This is a genomic window from Rhodococcus sp. ARP2 (assembly GCF_001029585.1).
GTDB classification, from domain to species: Bacteria; Actinomycetota; Actinomycetes; order Mycobacteriales; family Mycobacteriaceae; genus Rhodococcus_F; species Rhodococcus_F erythropolis.
Window position 1 is genome coordinate 292,135 of sequence record NZ_LEKE01000024.1, and the last position, 21,981, is coordinate 314,115.

Here is a 21,981-nt window from a genome sequence, read left to right on the forward strand (position 1 = left end):
GCGCCATGGTTGGGCAACCGGGTGTGTCGTCAGGGATGCTGGAGACATCATGAGTGAAGCGCGAGGCGAGAAGTCGAGCGGAAGTGATCTGCACCACCGCAGATGGCATCCGCTACGCCGCACCGGGCAGTTGATCGGTCGCACACTGAGCAAGGCCTGGGACGATTCCATCTTCGGAAAGGCGGCTACGGCCGCGTTCTGGCAAACGCTGTCACTGGCTCCCCTGCTGCTGGGCCTTCTCGGAATGATCGGCTACATCGGTGGGTGGTTCGGACCCAACACCGTCGAGATCATCGAATCCAAGATCGTCACGTTCAGCGGAACGATCTTCAGCGAAAGCGTCGTCGACCAGATCATCCGCCCGACGGTGACGGACGTCCTTCAGCGCGGACGACCGGAGATCATCTCGGTGGGCTTCCTGCTTTCCCTGTGGGCGGGATCATCGGCGATCAGTACGTTCGTCGACTCGATCGTGGAAGCACACGGTCAGCAGGATGCACGCAATCCCATCTGGCAGCGCATCTTCGCCCTGCTGCTCTACGTGATGTTCCTGGTGATGGCTGTGTTCATCCTGCCGCTGGTAGCTCTCGGGCCGACGCTCGTCGGGCGAGCACTGCCGGCCTCCTGGTACGTGGTCGGATCGAATCTGGTCGACACGTTCTACTACCCCGCTGTCGGTCTACTGGTGATCATCGGCCTCACGACGCTCTACAAAGTCGCTCTACCGAAGTCGCTGCCGTGGCATCGGCTGCTCGCGGGCGCGCTGGTCGCCGGTGTGTTCTTCATGGCCGCCAGTACCGGATTGCGCTGGTACCTGGGATTTGTCACCAGCACCGGCTACACGTACGGCGCACTGGCAACGCCGATCGCATTTCTGCTCTTCACGTTCTTCCTCGGTTTCGCCGTCGTCCTCGGCGCCGAGTTCAACGCGACGGTTCAGGAGTTCTGGCCGGCTCGTGCCACTCGGATGGAGCAGATGCGAGAGTGGCTTGCGGCTCAGAACACCGACGACGAGACCGGTCCGGTCACCAACCTGACCTGGCACCTGGCCACCAGCCCGATCCGCATCTCGGGCGACAAAGCGGATCCGGCCACGGTCCCCTCGTACGGGCGGCCCCGCAGCAGACAAACAGAGTCGCGCCAGAACTCGTGCGTCGACCAAGATCCCTGCGATGAACCGCAGGCAGACGCGAAGAGCCCGGCGGCCGACTGCGTCGAGGCTGTCGATCCGCCGAGCTCCGGAAGTACTCCCGCGCGCGTGACCCGAGGTCAGTCGCCCTTGCGGAGCCCTTCGTAAATCTTCTTGCAGTCCGGGCACACCGGTGATCCCGGCTTGGCGGACTTCGTCACGGGAAACACCTCGCCGCACAGCGCGACGACATGGGTTCCCATGACGGCGCTCTCGGCGATCTTGTTCTTCTTCACGTAGTGGAAGAACTTCGGGGTGTCGTCGTCGGTCGTTTCGTCGGTGGAGACGTCGGGACGTTCCTTGGTTTGAGTGCTCACCCCTCCAATAATGCCGTCTCCGTCACAGCGGTGCGACCCACGGGTCGTGTGCAATTGTCGGCCGAGAGTGGAACAGTGGAGTCATGGCACGAAATGGCGCGTTCGGCAGGTCCGACGAGGCCGGGACTCCCGATAATCCCGTACTGATCACCGAAGCGCAGAAGTCCGTCGAAGAACAGCACAAAGCCCGAGTGCGCAAGTACATGATCATCATGTCCTTCCGGTTCCCGGCGTTGATCCTCGCGGCGATCGCGTACGGCATCTGGGCCAACGCCTGGATCTCGATGCTCATCATCGGTGCATCCATTCCGCTTCCCTGGATCGCCGTCCTGATCGCCAACGACCGACCACCGCGCACCAAGGACGAACCGAGCCGATACGACGGACGAAAGAAGACCGCAGGCGAGATCGAATCCGCGACGCACCACACCATCGAAGGCTGACAAGTTCCGCCTGCGAGAATGACGGGGTGAGAAGCGAAACGCTCCTGTCCATCACCCCTGCGCTGCGTGAGGCCCTGCTTCGCAATCGATTCGACACGGGAACCATGCTCGAGGCATTGGGTCCCGAAGTTCACGCCGCTCTCGGCCGAAGTGAGCCCGTACCCGTGCGCCGCGCCACCCGAGAACTCGGGGACCTGGGCGTTCTCATCAGACTGTTCCTTCTCGCCGATGATTGCCCAGCAGGCGACGTCGCCGCGGCGTTGACTCCGCTGACAATTGCGCAGTGCGTCGACGCCGGCCTGCTCGAAGGTGAAAACTTCGACAGTGAGAATCCGCTCGTGCGGGCCGCGGTCGATCTTCGCCCCATCGACGTCGGCGACGGCGACCGTTGGGTGATCTCGGATCTCGACGGCGGAATCCGTCCCAAGAAGGCCACGGCCGATCACGTGCTGGGCGTCGGACATGCGTCACTGTCCTTGCTGCAGGCCACGCCTACCGCGAAGGTCGGCAGCGTGCTCGACCTCGGTACGGGATGCGGCATCCAAGCCCTGCACGCAAACACGTACGCCGATTCGGTCACCGCAACCGACATCAACCAACGCGCCGTCGACCTCACGGCCGCAACCATGGCGCTCAACGGACTGGACGTCGAACTGCTTCAAGGCTCCTGGTTCGAACCCGTCGAGGGTCGAACCTTCGACCAGGTGGTCGCCAATCCCCCGTTTGTCGTCGGCGAGGCACGCGTCCATCACACGTACCGCGATTCCGGCCTCGATCTCGACGGTGCGAGCGAATTGATGATCTCGCGCTCGATCGACTATCTGAACCCCGGCGGCACGGCAGCACTGTTGGCCTCATGGGTGCACATCGAAGGACAGGACTGGCGTTCGCGGATCGCGTCGTGGCTGCCGGCGCACGGCGTCGACGCCTGGGTGGTGCAGCGCGACGTGGCGGACCCAGCTCTGTACGTCGGCACGTGGCTCAAGGACGGCGGGCAGGATCCGCGAGATCCGGAATCGGCATCGAGAGCAAACGCCTGGCTGGATCACCTCGAAGAAGCCGATGTCGAGGGCGTCGGCTTCGGTTTCGTGTTCCTTCGCCGCACCGACTCCCCCACCGACCTGATGGCCGAGGACCTCATGCACGGCTTCTCGGACCCGCTCGGGGCCGAGGCGCTCGCTTACTTCGACCGTCTTGCCTGGTTGCGTGAACACGACGTCCTCGAGGAGCGATTCGTCCTCGATCCGGACACGGCTCTCGAACGCGTCTACCTCCCCGGCGACGAGGGATGGCAGCAAGTGGTCACGCGTGTGCACCGCGGCAACGGACCGCACTGGCAGCACGAGATCGACGAGCTCGGTGCTGCGCTGCTGGCCGGGCTCCGAGCGGACGGACTGGTGGTCGACGAACTGGTCGAACTTCTTGCCGCGGCGAACGGCGAAGACCCGGACCAGCTACGTGAGGCCGTCGTCACATTGCTGGTCTCGCTTGTCCGGCACGGGTTGGTGCTTCCCGTCACGAACTGAGTTCCCGGTGAGTTGCAGATTTTTGTGTTCTCAGCAACTTCTCAGGACGACTGGGAAATAACTGCAGGTCACGGCGTTTTAGCGGAAATCGGCGCGGGAACTTTCCCGGAACTCTCACACGTTGAACTGTGTGAGAGACCGCCGATAGGGAGGCAAGTCATGACAAGCCCCAGTACCACTACTCGCATTCGTCCGAGCGCCGCAGATCTGGACGCCCAGAGCCCGGCCGCAGACCTGGTCCGCGTCTACCTGAACGGGATCGGTCGTACTGCACTGCTGACAGCAGCAGACGAGGTCGAACTGGCGAAGCGAATCGAAGCGGGGCTGTACGCCAGCCACGTCCTTGCCACGGGAAAGCGCCTGACAGTCGCCAAGAAGAGGGATCTCGCAACGATCGTTCGCGAGGGACAGTCGGCGCGTAGCCACCTCCTGGAAGCGAACCTGCGACTCGTCGTGTCGCTGGCCAAGCGCTACACCGGCCGCGGAATGCCGCTCCTCGATCTCATTCAAGAAGGCAACCTCGGACTCATCCGTGCCATGGAGAAGTTCGACTACGCCAAGGGCTTCAAGTTCTCGACGTACGCCACCTGGTGGATCCGTCAGGCGATCACCCGCGGAATGGCTGATCAGAGCCGCACCATCCGGCTCCCAGTCCACCTTGTGGAGCAGGTCAACAAGCTCGCCCGCATCAAGCGTGAACTGCACCAGCAGCTCGGGCGCGAAGCGACGGACGACGAGTTGGCCGAAGAGTCGGGCATCCCGGCGCACAAGATCGCGGACCTGCTCGACCACAGTCGCGACCCGGTAAGCCTGGACATGCCCGTCGGTAACGACGAAGAAGCACCTTTGGGCGACTTCATCGAAGATTCCGAGGCGACTTCGGCGGAGAACGCCGTCATCGCCGGTCTGCTGCACAGCGATGTGCGCAGCGTGCTCGGGACGCTCGACGAGCGCGAGCAGCAGGTCATCCGACTTCGCTACGGTCTCGACGACGGCCAGCCTCGCACCCTCGATCAGATCGGCAAGCTCTTCGGCCTCTCGCGTGAGCGGGTTCGTCAGATCGAGCGTGAGGTCATGGGCAAGCTCCGCGTCGGCGATCGCGCCGAGAAACTGCGTTCCTACGCGAGCTGATCAAACAACACAGCACGTGCGTCAGCGCGCCACACCACTCGCGCTGACGCACCGCACAAAGCACCGGCCACCGCTTATTCCCTCCCCCTCGGGAATGTGCGATGGCCGGTGTTGTTCGTTGTACCTACCGCAGACGCTGTATCTACCGCAGACGCCTGGGCCCCAGGTCGATTGCACTCGGCTCGGGCCCGATGCGTACTCGCGAATCGGTGATCTCCGCGCCGGTAGCCGAAGCAAGTACCGGCTCACAGGCCAGTTCGCGGACTTCGGGAATGTCGTCGGCCAGCGCCGAGATCCGCTGGACCAGATCGACCAAGGCACCCTTGTTGACCGGAACGGCATTTCGATATCCGGAGAGCAGCGGTGCTGCCTTGGGTGCGTCGATCAACTCCGTAGCAGCGTCTTCCGTGAGCGGCAGTACGCGATAGGCACGGTCCCCGAGGAGATCGGAGATCACACCGGCGAGACCGAACGAGATCAGCGAACCGAACGACGGGTCGTCTTGGACACCAACCACACACCCGATGCCCTTGGTTGCCATTTTCTGCACGTGCAGCAGCGGTTCACCCGACGCGGCCGCAAGATCTCGGTAAGCGAGGCGCACCGATTCAGGTCCACTCAGATCCAGCCTGACGCCGCCCAGATCCGGTCGGTGTCGCCACATTTCGCCGGTTGCCTTGACCGCGACCGGGTAGCCGACAGCATCCGCTGCCTCTACAGCTTCGTCTTCGCTCAGGACCGAACGGAATTCGACGACTGCAACCCCGTAGCACTCGAGAAGAGCTGCTGCTTCGACGTCCGAAAGCCAACGGCCAGGCGAGTTTTCAAGCCAGGCGGCCACCATCTTCTGGGCTCGTTCGGAGTCGATTCCCGCGGGGCGAACAACCTTCGACGCAGGCTTGCTGCGCCACTCCGCGTAACGCCAGGCCCTCGCCAACGCCAGTGCGGCGCGCTCCGGCCCTGGGTAGGACGGCACCGAACCGCGGGTCGGGTTTCCGACTTCGTCGCGGACCGCCAGGACGTCCGGCACACCCTCGGCTGCGAGGAACGTCGTGAGAATCGGCTTGTCCGAGCCGGCGACGGCGTCTTTGAGCGCTTTCGCGAACGGCTCGACCGGAATGGCAACCGGAGGAACGAAGACGGCGATGACGGCATCGACGTCGAACGACGCCAACGCGTCGCGCACGGCAGCGGCGAACAGTTCCGGACTCGCCTGGGCGCCAAGGTCGACCGGGTCGCTGACCTGCAAACCTTCACTGCGGGCGGCGTCCGCGGCAAGGACACCGAGCGCGGTCGAGTTGCCGATGACAGCAAGCCGCGGACCCGCCGGCAACGGCTGGTATCCGAAGAGCAAGGCGCAGTCGAACAATTGTGAAATGGAGCCGACCTGGATGACGCCCGCCTGTTCGAAGAGAGCACGGACGATGGAATCGTCGATCTCCACTCCGGTGGCGGCGAGAACCGGCGGAACCGCGTGCCGACCGCTCTTGACCGCGACGATCGGCTTCTTCCGCGCAACTCGACGGGCGATCCGGGAGAACTTTCGTGGGTTGCCGAAGCTTTCGAGGTAGAGAAGGACCACTTCGGTGGACTGGTCGGAATCCCAGTACTGCAGAAGGTCGTTGCCCGAGACGTCCGCACGGTTGCCGGCAGAAACGAAGGCGGACAACCCGATTCGGCTGCGCGCGGCTTCGTCGAGAATGGCGATACCGAGCGCGCCGGACTGACAGAAGAAGCCCACGTTGCCTGCCACCGGCAATACCGGCGCGAGAGTCGCATTCAACGAGATCGCGGGGTCGTTGTTCGCCACTCCCAGTGCATTAGGACCGATGAGGCGCATTCCGTGAGCGCGTGCTGCATGGACCAGTTTGCGTTCGGACGAGCGTCCGTCCGGACCGCTCTCGCTGAAGCCCGACGAGACCACCACCAGCGCTTTGACGCCCTTGTCGAGGCAGTCGTCGAGTACCGAATTGATCGATTCTGCAGGTACAGCCACGACGGCGAGATCGACGTCGTCAGGAATGTCGCGAACAGTTGGGTACGCCCGCACCCCGTGAACCGAACGATGCTCCGCGTTGACGGGGTAGACCGGTCCGGTGAATCCGCCGCGCAGCAGGTTGGTCAACACCGCGTTACCCACCTTGGCGGGGTCCGCTGATGCGCCGATCACTGCCACCGATCGTGGACTCAGCACGTTTCCCATGCTGCGGGCCTCAGCTGCCCGCTCACGCGAATTACGTACTGAAACAAGCGCTTCCGTCGGGTCGATCGCGAATTCGAGGCGCAGCACGCCACCGTCGAACGAGCGGCTCACCTGATACCCCGCCTCACGGAACACCGTCACCATGTTGCGGTTCTCGGACAGGACCTCGGCGACGAACATCGTCAGGCCGTTCTCGGCCGCTGCTGCTGCCAGGTATTCGAGCAGGATCGGGCCGAGGCCGCGCCCCTGGTGTGCGTCGGCAACGACGAAGGCGACCTCGGCAGACTTTCCGTCACCGACGTCGAGGAGTCGTTCGTAGCGACCCACCGCGATGATCTCGTCGCCGAGCATCATCACGAAGGCGACGCGGTTGTGGTGGTCGACCGTCGTGAAATTCTTCACGTCGCGCGCCGACATCGTGGGGTACGGGCCGAAGTAGCGCAGGTACCGGGTCCGCTCGGAGAGTTTGCCGTGGAATTCGACGAGCTTGTCCGCGTCCTCGGGAACGATGGGTCGCAACGCCACCGCGCCGCCGTCGGAGGCGAGAACATCGACTACCCACGAATGGGGATAGGTGTGAGCGGGGTCGGTCTTCGGCGCCTGGTCGCTCGCGCCGCCGGCATCGGTATCGGACTGTTCAGTCACGGGGATCCTCCGGGTCGAGTCCGAGTAGCGGGAACGAAGCGCGGCGTGTGGCGATGATCGCCGAGTCGATTCGGGTGAGTGCACGATCTACCGAGGCGACACCTGTCTCCGGTGTACCACCCGGGCCGTCCCACGGGGTGTATGCGACATCTCCGCCGTCGCCCATGGTCGGCGGGAGGTCGACGCTCGGCGCTCGCAGCTTCGTCGATTCCTTCCACTCGTCAGGCACAGCTGTGTCGACGTCGACCTCGCGATCGAGCGCGGCAGCGATCAGGTGAGTCCATGCCCTCGGCACGACGCGAACCAGTCCGTATCCGCCGCCGCCGACTGCCAGCCACCGGCCCTCGGAGTAGCGGTCGGCAAGATCGCGCATTGCCAGGAACGCAGCTCGCTGGCCGTCGACGGTCAGAGCGAGGTCCGCAAGCGGGTCCTCGCGGTGCGAGTCGACTCCGCACTGGCTGATGATGATCTGCGGCCGGAAGGCTGCAATGGCTCCCGGGACGACGGCGTGAAATGCGCGCAGCCACAACGCGTCGACGGTCCCGGGAAGCACCGGGATGTTCACTGCAGTGCCTTCAGCGGCCCCGTCGCCGACCTCGCTCGACCATCCGGTGTTCGGCCACAAGGTTGCCGGGTGCTGATGCAGCGAGACCGTGAGCACCCGGGGGTCCCCGAGGAACGCATGTTGCACTCCGTCGCCGTGATGAGCGTCGACGTCGATGTAGGCGATGCGGTCGTAGCCGTTGTCGAGCAGCCACGAAATCGCCACAGCCGCATCGTTGTAGACGCAGAATCCCGAAGCCCAATCCGCCATCGCGTGGTGCATGCCGCCGCCGATGCTGACCGCGCGACGCGTACGTCCCGAAGCGATTTCCTGCGCTGCGGCCAGCGAGCCGCCGGCGAGGATCGCACTTGCTTCGTGCATGTGCGGGAAGACCGGGTTGTCCTCGGTACCGAGCCCGTGGGGAACATCCTGGCCGCTCACACCGTTGTTCGCAGAGTTACCCGCGTCTTTGACCGCTGCAAGATATGCCGGTGTGTGGATTCTGAGGAGGTCGGCATCGGACGCGGCGCTCGGTTCGAGAAATTCGATGCCCTCGAGAAGTCCGAGGCTTCGCGAGAGTGCCATCGTGAGATCGAGGCGAGTGGGATTCATCGGGTGATCGGCGCTCCACCGATAGCTCAGGTACTCCGGACTCCACACCACGACTCGATTCGCTCGAGACGCCGCGGGGTCCCCGTCAGATCTGATCGACGCGGTCATGGGATCACGCTACTTCCTTCTCGTTTCGTGCCGCACACCACACTCGCGGCCCGCTTCGGAGACCGAGATCGAGTGACACGAATCCAATTCGGACACGCGCTGGACTCGCCGCAGTGGAGGCGGCACCGGAACCACGAACTGAACGGTAGAATGATCAACTGACGAAGGGGTTGAGTGTGAAGGATCTAGTCGACACCACGGAGATGTATCTCCGGACGATCTACGACTTGGAAGAAGAGGGCGTAGTCCCACTCCGGGCGCGGATCGCCGAACGGCTCGAACAGAGCGGACCCACCGTCAGCCAGACAGTTGCGCGTATGGAGCGCGACGGCTTGCTGATGGTCGCCGGCGATCGACATCTGGAACTCACCGACAAGGGTCGCGATCTCGCGATCTCTGTCATGCGTAAGCACCGGTTGGCAGAGCGCCTACTGGTGGACGTCATCGGTCTCAAATGGGAAGACGTACATGCCGAGGCATGCCGTTGGGAGCACGTGATGAGCGAGGAGGTCGAGCGTCGGCTCGTCGTCGTTCTGAACAACCCCACGACGTCGCCATACGGCAACCCGATTCCGGGCTTGGACCAGTTGGGACTCGACGGCCCGGTTGCCACCACCGAAACGTTGGTGCGCCTGACCGATATTCCGCACGGCGCACAGACAGCTGTGGTCGTTCGGCGACTCGCCGAGCACGTGCAGTCCGATCCCGAGGTGATCGCGCAGCTGCGTGACGCCGGCGTCGTTCCCGACGCCAGGGTGACGGTCGAAACCCGTCCGGGCTCGGTGACCATCATCGTGCCGGGTCACAGCGGGTTCGACCTGTCCGAGGAAATGGCTCACGCCGTTCAGGTCAAGCAGGTCTGAGGAACTAGATGAAACTCCTGGTCACCGGCGGCGCCGGTTACGTCGGCAGTGTGTGCAGCACTGTGTTGCTGGAGCGTGGACACGAAGTTGTCGTCATCGACGACCTCTCCACCGGAAATGCCGACGCGGTGCCTGCCGGTGCCGAGTTCATCGAAGGGGATGTGGGGGCGCTGGCCGCCGACATCCTCGGCAGTGCGGGTTCACCGGTTTTCGACGGCGTACTTCACTTCGCTGCGCAGTCGCTGGTCGGCGAATCCGTGCTGCACCCCGAAAAGTACTGGCGCGGAAACGTCGTCACGACCATCGAACTGCTCGAGGCGATTCGTGTCTCCGGCACTCCCCGGCTCGTGTTCTCTTCCACCGCCGCGACGTACGGCGAGCCGGAGCAGTCCCCCATCGTGGAAACCGCTCCGACCCGCCCTACGAATCCGTACGGCGCGACCAAGCTCGCGATCGATCATGCGATCACCTCGTACTCGATCGCCCACGGCCTCGGCGCTACCAGCTTGCGCTACTTCAACGTCGCGGGTGCGTACAAGTCCGCCGGCGAGAACCGGGTGATCGAAACACACCTGATTCCGCTCGTCCTTCAGGTCGCACTCGAGCAGCGAGACAAGATCTCGGTATTCGGAACCGACTGGCCCACGCCGGACGGCACCGCGGTACGCGACTACATCCACGTGCTTGACCTCGCCGAAGCGCATCTGCTGGCGCTCGAATCCTCGGTTCCCGGCGAGCACCGCATCTACAACCTCGGAAGTGGTGCCGGCTTCAGCGTGCGCGAGGTGATCGCTGCCTGTGCGCGGGTCACCGGCCTGCCGATCAACGTCGAAGACGCGTCACGACGGCTGGGTGATCCGGCCGTACTGATCGCATCGAGCGACAAGGCGATTGCCGAGTTGGGTTGGACGCCCACGCGTACCGATCTCGACGTCATCGTCGCCGATGCATGGCAGTTCCTCCAGGATCTGGGCGACCGCTCACACGCTGCTCGCTAGCTTCCACACGGCAGCGCCGGCGGCAAGCCGGCAATTCCGAGCGATTCGCCGATGGACAATCCGACGGCCGCAAGGTCACGGATCCCATCGGGGTGCACACCGGATTGGAGCGATAAATCCAGCAATCCGGCCAAGGTATGTTCCGAATCGGCCGACAGTGCGGCCGACAGCGCAACACCTGCCAGGGGCCCGTCGCCGCGCACGTATGCAAAGAACCCGAGAAGTGTTGCCGGCCAAGCTCGTTCGGGAGACGGTACTTCATGGGTAAGTACGAGCCACAATTGTTCGGCATGTGCGGCAACCGACGTGATCGCCAGACCCAACACCACGTCGCGCACGTGAACGTCCGTCAAAGCGACCACCAGATCCGCGCATTCCTGCGGGTCAGGGTAGTAAGTGCCCGCCTCCACACGGCGGACATGTTCCAACACCAGATCGACCCGGCGCTGAACTGCTGCATCACGGCCTGATCCTCCGCTGCACTCACTCGATTCTCGGCGGCTCGCGATCAGTCGGGCAATCGCGTCGTGATTGCGAGCGGCACCGTGTACCCACCGGACCAGTTCCTCGCGCGAACGGCGAATGACCCTCCCGCCCAACACTTGCGCCGCCGCGACCGACGAAGATGCCGGGTCTGGCAGGGTGCCGCGGTGAATCGAACGCGTGACGCTCGTCCACGGCTGGCCGGATTCTATTGCGGCCGTGCACAATACGTCAGCCAGCTCGACGCAGGTTCCGCCGAGCATGTCTTCGAATACCTCGGCCAGTTCGATGGTTTCGTCGATGAGAGTTTCAGCTGTCGAGCAATTGGTGATCACCACGAGAACGACCGCACGCGCCCCTTCCCCGTCACACACGGCGGCGAACTGGCGCAGCGCCGCGCTCATCTGCCTCGCAGGCTTTCCCTTGACGCTGGGAAAGTAGTCGTGTCGCATTACCGGGCCGAGCGTCGAGGCGGAGGCGCCCATCAGAGACAGCGCAACGACGGAGTTGGACGGATGGAATCCCAGGAGGGCGGGTATTGCCGCGATCAATTCGCCTGGATCGGAAACACGTTCAACGCGTCCGAAAAGGGCCAGGTCGTCGTCGGAGAATTCGAATTCTCCTGGAAGAGGTGATGTGGTCATGCACAGACCCTCGCCGATCGCTCCGATGCCGCCATCCGCTCGACCAGGGAAAACAGCGACGTCGAATTCGTCTGTGGATTATCGAGTCAGTTGGGGACGAACTATCGCGCCGCACCGAAAAGGTCCGCTCTGTGTCGGACCCGTGTGCTGCGAAATCACTTGCCTGCTTTGACCTTCTGTACGGCTGCGGTGAACGCTTGATCCAGAGGTGCCGTCGAGGGCGTCGCAGAACCGAACGTCATCAGTGTTGTTGCTACCTGTACGTCGTCGACCTGCGCGATCAATGTCAGCATCGTCTGATCGCCGGCTGCGGCTTTGGGGGACACGACGGTGCGGCGAAGTGACATCGTCTTGTCGGCATCGATCGGCGACGGCGGAAGAATTTCCGTCGTCACTGTAGTGGTGACGCCGTTCGCAGTGACCGTCATGGACGGGCACTGGCGCGTTTGCGCTTCCAACTCGTCCAGTGGTGCGTCGACCTTCGTGAGTTCGACCGAAATCGTTGCCCTCGTCGCATTGTCGGTCCCGACCGCCATCACGGTCCCGTTCGGACCGTAATCCTGTTCCGGTGGCTCACATTCGGATGGATCGACAGTGGCACCGCGTGGGACGCCGACTAGATCCGGCGCTGCCATCGGAACGGCCTGCGGGGGCAGCACAACAGCGCCGAAGGGCTCGGGAAATTCCTCGGGAGTCAGCAGCAGTTCGGACAACGGTGCCGCCGTTTTCGGAGAGGTGGATTTCGGCGTCGAGGATTTGGGTGCAGTCGTCGTACTCGGCGCCGCTGAGCCGCTGTCGGTCGCACCGGCAGTCGCCGGCGCGGAGTCCGGAACGGGTGCACCTTGGACCGACCCGGAGCAGCCCGCGAGTAGTGCAACGGCGGCCACCGCAGCAAGGGAGCATGCGGCCACTCGCCTGGACGATCGTGGACACACCCGCATGTAAGCCTCCGCACTCGACCTCGACCGATCCCGACAATCGACCAATGCATTTCGGACAAATCGGCCGTGCCGACCTTGTCTTCCACTCTGCCATGTCCGAAGCCGCGCACCCGACATCTAGCGAACGCCCAGGCCAAGTGTCGAAAGATACCGCTCGGCTTCGCTCTCGGCGAACGCCCGGCTCGTCGGATCGGGAATGATCGGTCACCGACTCGCTGTTCTTACCGATGAACGTCTGATCCAGTGCTGTGGGGCACCTGACTCCGATGCTGTCGAGCGTGCGCCGATAGTGGACACTTGAGATCAAGACCGAAGAGCGAAGGGGACTGCGATGGACGAACAGTCGAGGATGTACGAGCTGGAATTTCCGGCGCCCCAGTTGGCGGCTGCCGACGGCCAGGGACCGATCCTGATTCACGGACTCGAGGGTTACTCCGACGCCGGTCACGCCGTGAAGTTGGCGACGACGCATCTGCGCGAAAGCCTGGAAACCGAGCTTGTCGCGTCGTTTGCTGTCGACGAGCTGATCGACTACCGCTCACGTCGACCAACTATGACGTTCAAGGCCGATCATTTCTCCGATTACGACGCTCCGGCGCTCAATCTGTACGCACTGCGCGATACGGCCGGGACGCCGTTCCTGCTGCTCGCAGGGATGGAACCGGACCTCAAGTGGGAGCGGTTCACCACAGCCGTTCGTCTGTTGTCCGAACAGTTGGGAGTGCGTCGAACCATCGGGCTCAACGCGATTCCGATGGCAATCCCGCACACCCGACCGCTGGGTGTGACAGCACATTCGACCAACAAGGACCTGATCCAGGACCATCAGCGTTGGTCAGGTGAACTGCAGGTTCCCGGCAGCGCATCATCACTGCTCGAGCTTCGTATGTCTCAGCACGGGCACGAGGCGATGGGCTTTTCGGTGCATGTCCCCCACTACCTCGCGCAAACGGACTACCCGGGCGCCGCAGAGACTTTGCTCGAAAACGTTTCCGAGGTTTCGGATCTGGAATTGCCCTTGGTTGCACTGGGTGAGGCCGCGGCGCGCGTTCGGGAACAGGTTAACGAGCACATAGCCGGGAACGAAGAAGTTCAGACTGTAGTCCACGCTTTGGAGCGTCAATACGACACTTTTGTCGCCGCTCAGGAACAACAGTCGTCCCTTCTGGCCGGCGAGGCCGACCTTCCCAGCGGTGACGAGATCGGCGCAGAGTTCGAAAAGTTCCTGGCCGAACAGGCAGGAAATGACGACTTCGGCTCAGCTGGAGACCTCGATCGAGGCGACAACTGACGAAAATGTGACGGGCGGGGCGCATAATTCGACATTGTGCGCATTCCGCAACCCCTCCGTTACCTGGGCTGTTGTTCAGGACACATCCGTCGGATAGCCTCAAACTCTGTGTGATTTTCGTTGACGGCTCAACAACTGGAGCAGACAGTCAACGTGGTCACACGCCGAGCCAGGAGGCGACATGAGCAGACCACGGAACCGTCAGCTCCGACCGGTCCCCGACGAGGAACCGCGGATGATGTTCCGGACGATTCACGGCTACCGACGCGCATTTCGGATAGCCGGCGAGGGTCCGGCAGTACTGCTCCTGCACGGAATCGGCGACAACTCGTCGACGTGGACCGAGATCATTCCCCACCTCGCCAAGAAGTACACGGTCATCGCACCTGACCTGTTGGGTCACGGCCGCTCCGACAAGCCGCGCGCCGATTATTCGGTAGCCGCGTACGCCAACGGCATGCGTGATCTCCTGTCGACACTCGGCATCGAGCACGTCACCGTCATCGGGCATTCGCTCGGCGGCGGCGTCGCGATGCAGTTCTCCTACCAATTCCCACACATGGTGGATCGCCTCGTGCTGGTCTCGGCCGGTGGCGTCACCAAGGACGTCCACCCGCTGCTGCGCCTCATGTCCGTTCCGGTGGTCAACGAGGTCGTCAAACTGCTCCGGATACCTGGCGCGATGCCGCTCGTCCGGATGGCCGGAAACCTTGCCGGTGTCGTTCACGGTTCGAATCTGCGCCCCGGCACCATGCTGCACGACACGCCGGACCTGATTCGAGTGCTCGCTGATCTCCCCGACCCCACTGCCTACGAGGCTTACCTTCGTACGCTGCGGGCAGTCGTGGACTGGCGCGGACAGGTCGTCACGATGCTCGACCGCTGTTATCTGACCGAGAATCTGCCGGTTCAACTGATCTGGGGCGACGACGACTCCGTCATTCCCGTCTCCCACGCTCACCTCGCGCACGCGGCGATGCCGAACTCACGTCTCGAAATCTTCCGCGGCTCGGGCCACTTCCCGTTCCGCGACGATCCGATGCGTTTCCTGCAGATCGTCGAAGATTTTCTTTCCAGCACCGCACCACTCGTCTTCGACGAGGCCCGCTGGCGTCACATGCTGATCTCCGGCGTCGGCGAGAACACCATCACCGGAACGTCGTCCACCCGCATGGCAGTGCTCGACGCCATGGGCTCGGACGAGCGAAGCGCAACCTGATCCGCGGTTGCGGCTAGCCTGTACGAGTGCTGCTGACGGAACTTCTCCCCGACAACGCGGATCCTGATTCCGTTTTCGACGCCTTCTCTTCGTGGACCCTCGAACGAGGTTTGACGCTCTATCCTGCCCAGGAAGAGGCCGTCATGGAGTTGGTCTCGGGTGCAAACGTGATCCTTGCGACGCCGACCGGGTCCGGCAAATCGATGGTAGCGATCGGCGCGCATTTCTATGCGATGTCGCTCGGCAAGCGCACCTACTACACAGCGCCGATCAAGGCCTTGGTGAGCGAGAAGTTCTTTGCGCTGTGTGAGGTCTTCGGTGCCGAGAACGTCGGCATGATGACCGGCGACGCCGCCGTGAACTCGTCGGCGCCGATCATTTGTGCGACGGCAGAGATCGTCGCGAATCTCGCACTGCGAGAGGGCCCGAACTCCGATATCGGCCAGGTCGTGATGGACGAGTTCCATTTCTACTCCGAACCCGATCGAGGTTGGGCGTGGCAGGTTCCGCTCATAGAGTTGCCGCACGCGCAGTTCCTCTTGATGTCGGCAACTCTCGGTGAGGTCGACTTCTTCTCCGAGGATCTGACGCGTCGCACCGGGAAGCCGACCACCGTCGTCTCCGGCACGGAACGCCCTGTGCCTTTGATGTTCTCGTACGCGACCACGCCGGTCGGCGAAACCATCGAAGATCTGGTGACCACCAACCAGTCCCCCGTCTACATCGTGCATTTCACGCAGGCGGCCGCGCTCGAGCGCGCCCAGGCACTGACGAGCGTCAACTTCTGTTCCAAGGCAGAGAAGGAAGCGATCGCCGAAGCGCTGGGCGGTTTCCGCTTCACCACGGGGTTCGGAAAGACACTCTCGCGCCTGGTCCGGCACGGCATCGGCGTTCACCATGCTGGCATGTTGCCCAAGTACCGACGGCTCATCGAAGTTCTCGCGCAGGACGGACTTCTCAAGGTGATCTGCGGTACCGACACTCTGGGCGTCGGAATCAACGTCCCGATCCGCACAGTGCTGCTGACCGGTCTCGCCAAGTACGACGGCGTCCGCACACGGCATCTGAAGGCCCGCGAGTTCCATCAGATCGCCGGCCGCGCGGGTCGTGCAGGCTACGACACGATGGGCACCGTTGTCGTCCAGGCACCGGAACACGAAGTGGAGAATCTGCGGGCAGTCGCCAAGGCCGGCGACGATCCGAAGAAGATCAAGAAGATTCAACGCAAGAAGGCTCCCGAGGGGTTTGTGTCCTGGAGCGAAGCGACGTTCGACCGCTTGGTCGCGGCATCGCCCGAACCGTTGGTATCGCGATTCTCGGTCAGCAACTCGATGCTGCTCAATGTCATTGCCCGCCCGGGCAACTGCTTCGACGCGATGCGGCATCTGTTGGAGGACAACCACGAATCGCGTCCGGCGCAACGTAAGCACATCCTCAAAGCGATCTCGCTGTATCGCGGATTGCTCAGCGCCGGCATCGTGGAACGCCTCGACGAACCCGACGAGTACGGCCGCATGGCTCGGTTGACGATGGACCTGCAACGCGACTTCGCCTTGAACCAGCCACTCTCACCGTTCGCCTTGGCGGCATTCGAACTTCTCGACGTCGAATCCGACAGTTACGCACTCGATGTCGTCTCGATCATCGAGTCGACGCTCGACGATCCGCGTCAGGTTCTGATGGCGCAGCAGCACTTCGCACGCGGCGAAGCGGTGGCGCAGATGAAGGCGGACGGCATCGAGTACGAGGAGCGCATGGAGCTTCTCGAAGAGGTCACCTGGCCGAAACCGTTGTCGGACTTGCTGTTCCCGGCTTTCGAAATGTACCGGGGTGGCCACCCGTGGATCACCGAGTTCGCCCTCTCCCCCAAGTCCGTGGTGCGCGACATGATCGAACGCGCCATGACCTTTGCCGAATTGATCAGCCATTACGGACTTACCCGGTCCGAGGGCCTCGTCCTGCGCTACCTCGCCGACGCCTACCGCGCGCTGAGGCAAACCGTCCCGACCGAAGCGCGCACCGAGGAACTCGAAGACATCATCGAGTGGTTGGGCGAGCTGATCCGTCAGGTCGACTCGAGCCTGCTCGACGAGTGGGAGTCACTCACCGACCCCGGAGCCGAGGCAGACACGGAAGAGGTTGCGTTCGGCGCCGACATTCCCCGTCCCATCTCGGCGAACCCGCGCGCATTCCGCGTCATGGTGCGCAATGCGATGTTCCGACGCATCGATCTCGCGTCGCGTCGACAGTGGAACGAGCTGGAAAACCTCGAGGACGGTATCGAGGCCGCCGAGTGGGAAGAGCAACTACTGCCGTACTTCGAGGAGTACGCAACCATCGGAACCGGGCCGTCGGCGCGCGGTCCGGCGCTCTTCCAGGTCACTGAGGACGGAGAGTTCTGGCGGGTGCGGCAGGTGCTCGAGGATCCGGAGGGCGATCACGGATGGGCGCTGCTTGCCGTCGTCGACATCCCGGAATCGGATGCGGCGGGTGAAATCGTGTTCGACGAGCTGAGCGTCGTAGAAGGCTAGCGCCTGTGCGCCTTTCCGGTAGTCATCGCTACCGGAAAGGCGCACAGGGGGGCGTCAGCCCCTTCGAGCCTTCCGCGGCTGGTTACGACGCGCAGCGCGCTTTTCCTTGATGCGAACGTTTTCGGCCCGCACGTCGGCCTGAACAGCGCGTTCCTTTTCGAGCCAATCAGGCTTCTCTTCGAGGAGTGCGGCGATCTGATCCGTGGTGAGTGCTTCTTCGACGCCGCCGCGGGCCAGGCCGGCGATCGATACACCCAGCTTGGCGGCGATGACCGGGCGAGGGTGCGGTCCGGTGCGTCGCAGCTCCAGCAGCCACTCCGGCGGATCGGTCTGCAGAGCGGTCAGCTCGTCACGAGTCACGTCGCCTTCCTGGAACTGCGCAGGTGTTGCTTCCAGGTACACACCCAGCTTCTTGGCAGCCGTCGTCGGCTTCATCGTCTGGGGAGTTTTGTTCGACGTCATGCAACAAGAGTAACCAGCCGATACGGGTGCTTTTACCAAGGCGGTAGCCTTGCCTGGTGACAGACGCGGATAGTCAGGCAATTTTTCGACTCGCGTACGCCCCGGGGGTGACGCCCACCAAGTGGGTCCGGGTGTGGCACGAGCGGCTCCCCGAGGTGCGTCTGGAACTTGTTCAGTTCCCGGTACTCGAACTCGAAGCTGCACTTCGCGCAGGTGAAGCAGATGCAGGGTTGGTTCGCCTGCCGATCGACCGGACCGGAATCAGCGCCATCTCGCTGTATGCGGAAACCCCGGTGGTGGTGGTAGCGAAAGATCACGTGTTCACTACTGTCGATCAGATTTCCGTCGACGATCTGGCCGACGAGATAGTGCTCGATCCGCTCGACGACAGACTCGACTGGCCGACCCGTCCCGGAAAGACCGCCGCCGAGCGACCCGCGACCATCGCCGACGCCATCGAGTTGGTGGCCGCCGGCGTCGGAGTTGTCGTGGTTCCCCATTCGCTGGCGCGGTTCCACCATCGCAAGGACCTGACCTTCCGTCCGGTGGACGATGCGCCCGAGGCTCCTGTGGCTTTGGCATGGATGGAGTCCAAGACCACAGATCTGGTCGAGGAACTTATCGGCATCGTGCGGGGCCGAACGGCGCAGAGTTCCCGCGGCCGAAACGGTGAGCCGGCGGAGAAGATCAAGGGCTCCGTCAAGGCCAAGATCGCGGCCCGCGAGCGTCGCGCAGAAGCTGCCAAGAACGGGCAGAAAGCTAAGGGCGCCGGCACCGCAAAGAACATTTCCGGACGCAACGCAGGTTCCGGCAAGGCCAAGGCCGGCGGCAAATCGGGCAGCGGCAAGTCCGGTGGGACCAAGAGTTCGGGTGGCCGGTTCTCCGGAAAGCAGAAGGGCCGCTAGGGCTTTCACACAACCCCCTCGACCGCGAGGACGATGACGCACCCCTCGAGGTCGGGTCATCTGGCATGCTCTATCCTCGATTCACTGTGATCTCGCAGATGAATTCGGGGGGATTCGTTCATGGGTGTGGATACTTTTTCAGCTGATCCAGCCGAATTGGCAAGTGCTGCGGAGGGGCTGACGGCATCTGCCGAGGAACTCGGTGGATTCTCGGCTTCGGAGGCCGCTACCGCCGCATCGGCCGGAGCCGCCGGGTCGGCGTTCGCTGCAGCCATAGCCGACAACGTCGTCACCGTCGACGAACTCGGCCGCGCGATCGGTGCGGGGATCACTGCTACCCGCACGAAACTGGAAAACTCCGCACGAGTGTTCGCCCGGGTCGACATCGCCAACGGCGCACGGATCGAGGATTCGGGAGACGTGCGATGACACTGTCGATCTCGCAGATCCGATCCTGGAATCTGGACGCCCTCGACAACTATGCCGGCTCCCTGGGCCGCGGACATGACGTATTCGACAGCAACGTCGACATCGCGCACCGCATCATGGGCACCGCAACCAGCGATTGGAGCGGCAGCGCGGCGACCGCAGCATGGGATTCGGCAACCCAGCAGCATGCCTTCGGGCGAGACGCCGTCGCGATAGTCGGAGACGCCGGGCGCTGTGTCGCAGCGCAATCGGCAAACCTCCGGTACACCCGCGAAACACTGGTCAGCCGCGTCGACGACGCGAGCGCCGACGGTTTCACCGTCTCTGACGACGGTTCCGTCACCGCGACGCCCGCATCTCTGGCGAGCACAGATCCGCGCGGGGTAGAAGCCCGCCTCGAATATCACTCGTGGCGCATCGGCACGGCACTCACGGACGTCGACGAGACTGACGCGAGCGCCGCCAGAATCCTCACGGAGATCACCGCCGCAGGCACCTCGCTCATCGACCGCAAGGCCGATTTCGGGATCCCCGATGCAGCGTCGACCGCCCCTTCACATCACGTTCGGTTCGATGGTCAGGGAGCCCACGACTCCGACATTCTCGCGCAGTCCCCGGGCGCAACACCCGAGAGCGAGGCGGCCAAGCAACGGTTGATCGCCGCGACGACTTTCACTCCGGAACAACAAGCGCAACTTGCTGCCGGCGGGCCCGTGGTCGTCGACCCGGAACAACTCGCCTACCTACGTGAGTTCTACGCCGATACCAACCTCGACGAGCTGAAGAATATCGGTGCAGGAGCCGAAGGATTCCGCACGGTCAACTTCCCCGATGCGAATGTCCCCGCCGACGCGCGAATCCCCAGCGCCCTCGCCTCGGGCATGTTCACCGTCTCCAATCCCAACGTCACCGACGGCAACGGCAACGCGGGCAGCCTCGACAACCTTCCGCCAGACGTCCGCAGAATCTTCAGCGACCCCGCGTACAGCTCGCAACTCCAACCCGGTGGGTACTCCACCACCGTGAACGTCAACCATTTCGACGATTCGAATGCACTCACGGACATACTTCGAAATGCAGACCCGGCGACGCAATCCGGCAGCGCTTTGAGTTCTGCACTGCTCGATCGCAGCGCAGATCTCGCCCCTCTCCAATCGCAAACTTCATCGAGCGCCCCGATGCGATTGGTCTTCGACGACGACGGCCAGCCCGTCAGCAACGATGAGCTCGACTCCAGCCTCACCAAAGCCCTCGACGTTGCCACTCGGGACATACCTTCGAACGCCGACTTCCTCACCACCCCTGCTCATCAGGACGACGTGGTGAATCTGTTCACCCGCGAATGGAACGATGACGGACGAGCCGTCAGCGGCCTCACCGATTGGATCGGACCCGACGCCACCAACTCCAACCCAGCTGTTGCCGAACGGGCCGGCGCCTCTGCCCTTGCGCTCGCCCACAATCTCGCCGACAACAAAGGTGCCTACCTCGACATCGCCGGCCTGGACAACAGATCCATCGGAGAAGTGAATCCCGCGTTGACGCAATCCATTGGTTCCGCGGTGACCCCGTACATCGGGAATCTCGTCGGATTGGAACCCGATCAAACCGGTACCCTCGGTTTCGAAAATCTCGATGCCTACGACGACAGATTCGCCAATGCAAAATCGGTGATCGCGATCATCGACAGCGACCCCCACGCAGCCGCAAGTTTCAATGCGAACATGCTCGGAGCCGCGGGCCAACTCCAAGGGACCTTCGTCGAAACCAGCATGAGCGGAGACATCGCCGCGGGTTCTTCGCAATATGCAATATATGCGGGACGCGTCCAGGCACTGATGGACGGCGCTCTGGAGGAAGAAGCCTTCAACCGAACCGGTGACGCTGCGGCGGCGCAACAGGACATCATCAGCAGACGTGGGAAAACATACGACGAACTCGGTTGGCTGATTTCCGGCGGTGCCGCCATGATCCCAGGCTTCGGACCACCGACCAGCGTTGCAGTCAGCATGCTGGGAGTCGAACTCAAAGATCACGTCCTGGGCTCCCCGGTCGAAGTTCCTCCGGCACAACTCAACTTCACAGACCAGAGTTCGGCTTCGACGACCCTTCTCGATTACCGATTGGTTCAGGCACTCGACAACGCCTACGGAAGAAAAGACTTCGAGCAACTGAACGGTTTTCGAGTCAATGGCGATCCGAGCGAATCCCTCAGACCAGTCGATCTGGAGACCCTGGGTCTAAACGGCAAATTCGACAGCACGCTGCAGGACTATTTGACGTTTCGGGGATTCAATCGCGATACGTTCATGACCAACATGAGAGACGGACTCGACGATGTCGGATAGATTTCCTGCGTTTACAAGGCGAAACCACCGCGCCGCAACCGCTCTTGCACTGGCATTCAGCATGGGATCATGTATCGCGGGTTGCGCGGCACCCAACTCAACCGAAAACGTCAGCGCCACAACCACGCCCGCCGCGTCAAACGTCTATG

Annotated in this window: 18 protein-coding genes; 12 read left to right on the top strand and 6 right to left on the bottom strand. The window is 63.0% G+C overall.

All coding sequences use genetic code 11. The annotated features are described in order from the left end of the window. Positions 1-49 precede the first annotated feature (49 nt). Complete coding sequence (locus ABX74_RS05800) at positions 50-1,297, top strand: YihY/virulence factor BrkB family protein (protein ID WP_021344113.1); 1,248 nt, start codon at positions 50-52, stop codon at positions 1,295-1,297. On the opposite strand, the gene ABX74_RS05805 is transcribed toward ABX74_RS05800, so the two are convergent. After that, positions 1,270-1,506 carry a DUF3039 domain-containing protein gene (locus ABX74_RS05805; RefSeq protein ID WP_003942602.1) on the bottom strand — a complete coding sequence of 79 codons (237 nt, stop codon included), beginning with the start codon at positions 1,504-1,506 and terminating at the stop codon, positions 1,270-1,272. The genes ABX74_RS05800 and ABX74_RS05805 overlap by 28 nt on opposite strands. Before the next feature lie 83 nt (positions 1,507-1,589). On the opposite strand from ABX74_RS05805, the gene ABX74_RS05810 reads away from it, so the two are divergent. The 3 genes from ABX74_RS05810 (at position 1,590) to ABX74_RS05820 (ending at position 4,606) form a co-directional block, all read left to right on the top strand. Beyond that, positions 1,590-1,949, top strand: coding sequence for a DUF3099 domain-containing protein (locus ABX74_RS05810; RefSeq protein WP_019748237.1), 360 nt, complete (start codon positions 1,590-1,592; stop codon positions 1,947-1,949). 26 nt (positions 1,950-1,975) lie between these two features. Then, positions 1,976-3,475: a methyltransferase gene (locus ABX74_RS05815; protein WP_019748236.1), complete on the top strand. Its 1,500-nt coding sequence runs from the start codon at positions 1,976-1,978 to the stop codon at positions 3,473-3,475. A gap of 159 nt (positions 3,476-3,634) precedes the next feature. Beyond that, complete coding sequence (locus ABX74_RS05820; protein ID WP_003942639.1) at positions 3,635-4,606, top strand: sigma-70 family RNA polymerase sigma factor; 972 nt, start codon at positions 3,635-3,637, stop codon at positions 4,604-4,606. A gap of 142 nt (positions 4,607-4,748) precedes the next feature. On the opposite strand, the gene ABX74_RS05825 is transcribed toward ABX74_RS05820, so the two are convergent. After that, on the bottom strand, positions 4,749-7,454 hold the full coding sequence (locus ABX74_RS05825) for a bifunctional GNAT family N-acetyltransferase/acetate--CoA ligase family protein (protein ID WP_020969494.1): 2,706 nt from the start codon (positions 7,452-7,454) through the stop codon (positions 4,749-4,751). Continuing rightward, positions 7,447-8,718, bottom strand: coding sequence for an acetoin utilization protein AcuC (locus ABX74_RS05830; protein WP_019748234.1), 1,272 nt, complete (start codon positions 8,716-8,718; stop codon positions 7,447-7,449). The genes ABX74_RS05825 and ABX74_RS05830 overlap by 8 nt, the downstream gene beginning before the upstream one ends. Positions 8,719-8,894: 176 nt before the next feature. Between ABX74_RS05830 and ABX74_RS05835 the strand changes: the two genes are divergently transcribed. Continuing rightward, on the top strand, positions 8,895-9,581 hold the full coding sequence (locus tag ABX74_RS05835; protein WP_003942150.1) for a metal-dependent transcriptional regulator: 687 nt from the start codon (positions 8,895-8,897) through the stop codon (positions 9,579-9,581). A gap of 8 nt (positions 9,582-9,589) precedes the next feature. Continuing rightward, complete coding sequence (galE, locus tag ABX74_RS05840) at positions 9,590-10,579, top strand: UDP-glucose 4-epimerase GalE (RefSeq protein WP_029255256.1); 990 nt, start codon at positions 9,590-9,592, stop codon at positions 10,577-10,579. Here the strand turns inward: galE and ABX74_RS05845 are convergent. Both ABX74_RS05845 and ABX74_RS05850 read right to left on the bottom strand, forming a co-directional pair. Further along, a complete protein-coding gene (locus tag ABX74_RS05845; protein ID WP_053061981.1) occupies positions 10,576-11,706 on the bottom strand; it encodes a DUF4192 domain-containing protein in 1,131 nt (376 codons plus the stop codon). The two genes, galE and ABX74_RS05845, sit on opposite strands and share 4 nt — an antisense overlap. Before the next feature lie 155 nt (positions 11,707-11,861). After that, on the bottom strand, positions 11,862-12,617 hold the full coding sequence (locus ABX74_RS05850; RefSeq protein WP_053061982.1) for a sensor domain-containing protein: 756 nt from the start codon (positions 12,615-12,617) through the stop codon (positions 11,862-11,864). Between the two features lie 361 nt (positions 12,618-12,978). Here ABX74_RS05850 and ABX74_RS05855 point away from each other — a divergent pair, with 361 nt between their 5' ends. The 3 genes from ABX74_RS05855 to ABX74_RS05865 all read left to right on the top strand — a co-directional run bounded on the left by ABX74_RS05855 (position 12,979) and on the right by ABX74_RS05865 (position 17,688). Then, positions 12,979-13,938 carry a proteasome assembly chaperone family protein gene (locus ABX74_RS05855; RefSeq protein WP_003942198.1) on the top strand — a complete coding sequence of 320 codons (960 nt, stop codon included), beginning with the start codon at positions 12,979-12,981 and terminating at the stop codon, positions 13,936-13,938. Between the two features lie 181 nt (positions 13,939-14,119). Further along, entirely contained in the window at positions 14,120-15,157 is a 1,038-nt protein-coding gene (locus ABX74_RS05860) for an alpha/beta fold hydrolase (protein WP_019748230.1), read from the top strand. A gap of 26 nt (positions 15,158-15,183) precedes the next feature. Continuing rightward, the gene (locus tag ABX74_RS05865; RefSeq protein ID WP_020907550.1) at positions 15,184-17,688 is read left to right on the top strand and encodes a DEAD/DEAH box helicase; all 2,505 of its coding nucleotides are present in this window, start codon (positions 15,184-15,186) and stop codon (positions 17,686-17,688) included. A gap of 54 nt (positions 17,689-17,742) precedes the next feature. Here ABX74_RS05865 and ABX74_RS05870 read toward each other — a convergent pair whose 3' ends face one another. Continuing rightward, positions 17,743-18,150, bottom strand: coding sequence for a DUF5997 family protein (locus ABX74_RS05870; protein WP_019748228.1), 408 nt, complete (start codon positions 18,148-18,150; stop codon positions 17,743-17,745). A 56-nt stretch (positions 18,151-18,206) separates the two neighbouring features. Between ABX74_RS05870 and ABX74_RS05875 the strand changes: the two genes are divergently transcribed. The 3 genes from ABX74_RS05875 to ABX74_RS05885 all read left to right on the top strand — a co-directional run bounded on the left by ABX74_RS05875 (position 18,207) and on the right by ABX74_RS05885 (position 21,832). Beyond that, positions 18,207-19,055: a LysR substrate-binding domain-containing protein gene (locus ABX74_RS05875; protein ID WP_047888405.1), complete on the top strand. Its 849-nt coding sequence runs from the start codon at positions 18,207-18,209 to the stop codon at positions 19,053-19,055. Between the two features lie 120 nt (positions 19,056-19,175). Beyond that, positions 19,176-19,484: a type VII secretion target gene (locus ABX74_RS05880; protein ID WP_021334291.1), complete on the top strand. Its 309-nt coding sequence runs from the start codon at positions 19,176-19,178 to the stop codon at positions 19,482-19,484. Beyond that, positions 19,481-21,832 (top strand): hypothetical protein, encoded by a 2,352-nt coding sequence (locus ABX74_RS05885; protein WP_047888406.1) that lies wholly within the window; start codon positions 19,481-19,483, stop codon positions 21,830-21,832. Before ABX74_RS05880 ends, ABX74_RS05885 begins: the two co-directional genes overlap by 4 nt. Positions 21,833-21,981 lie beyond the last annotated feature (149 nt).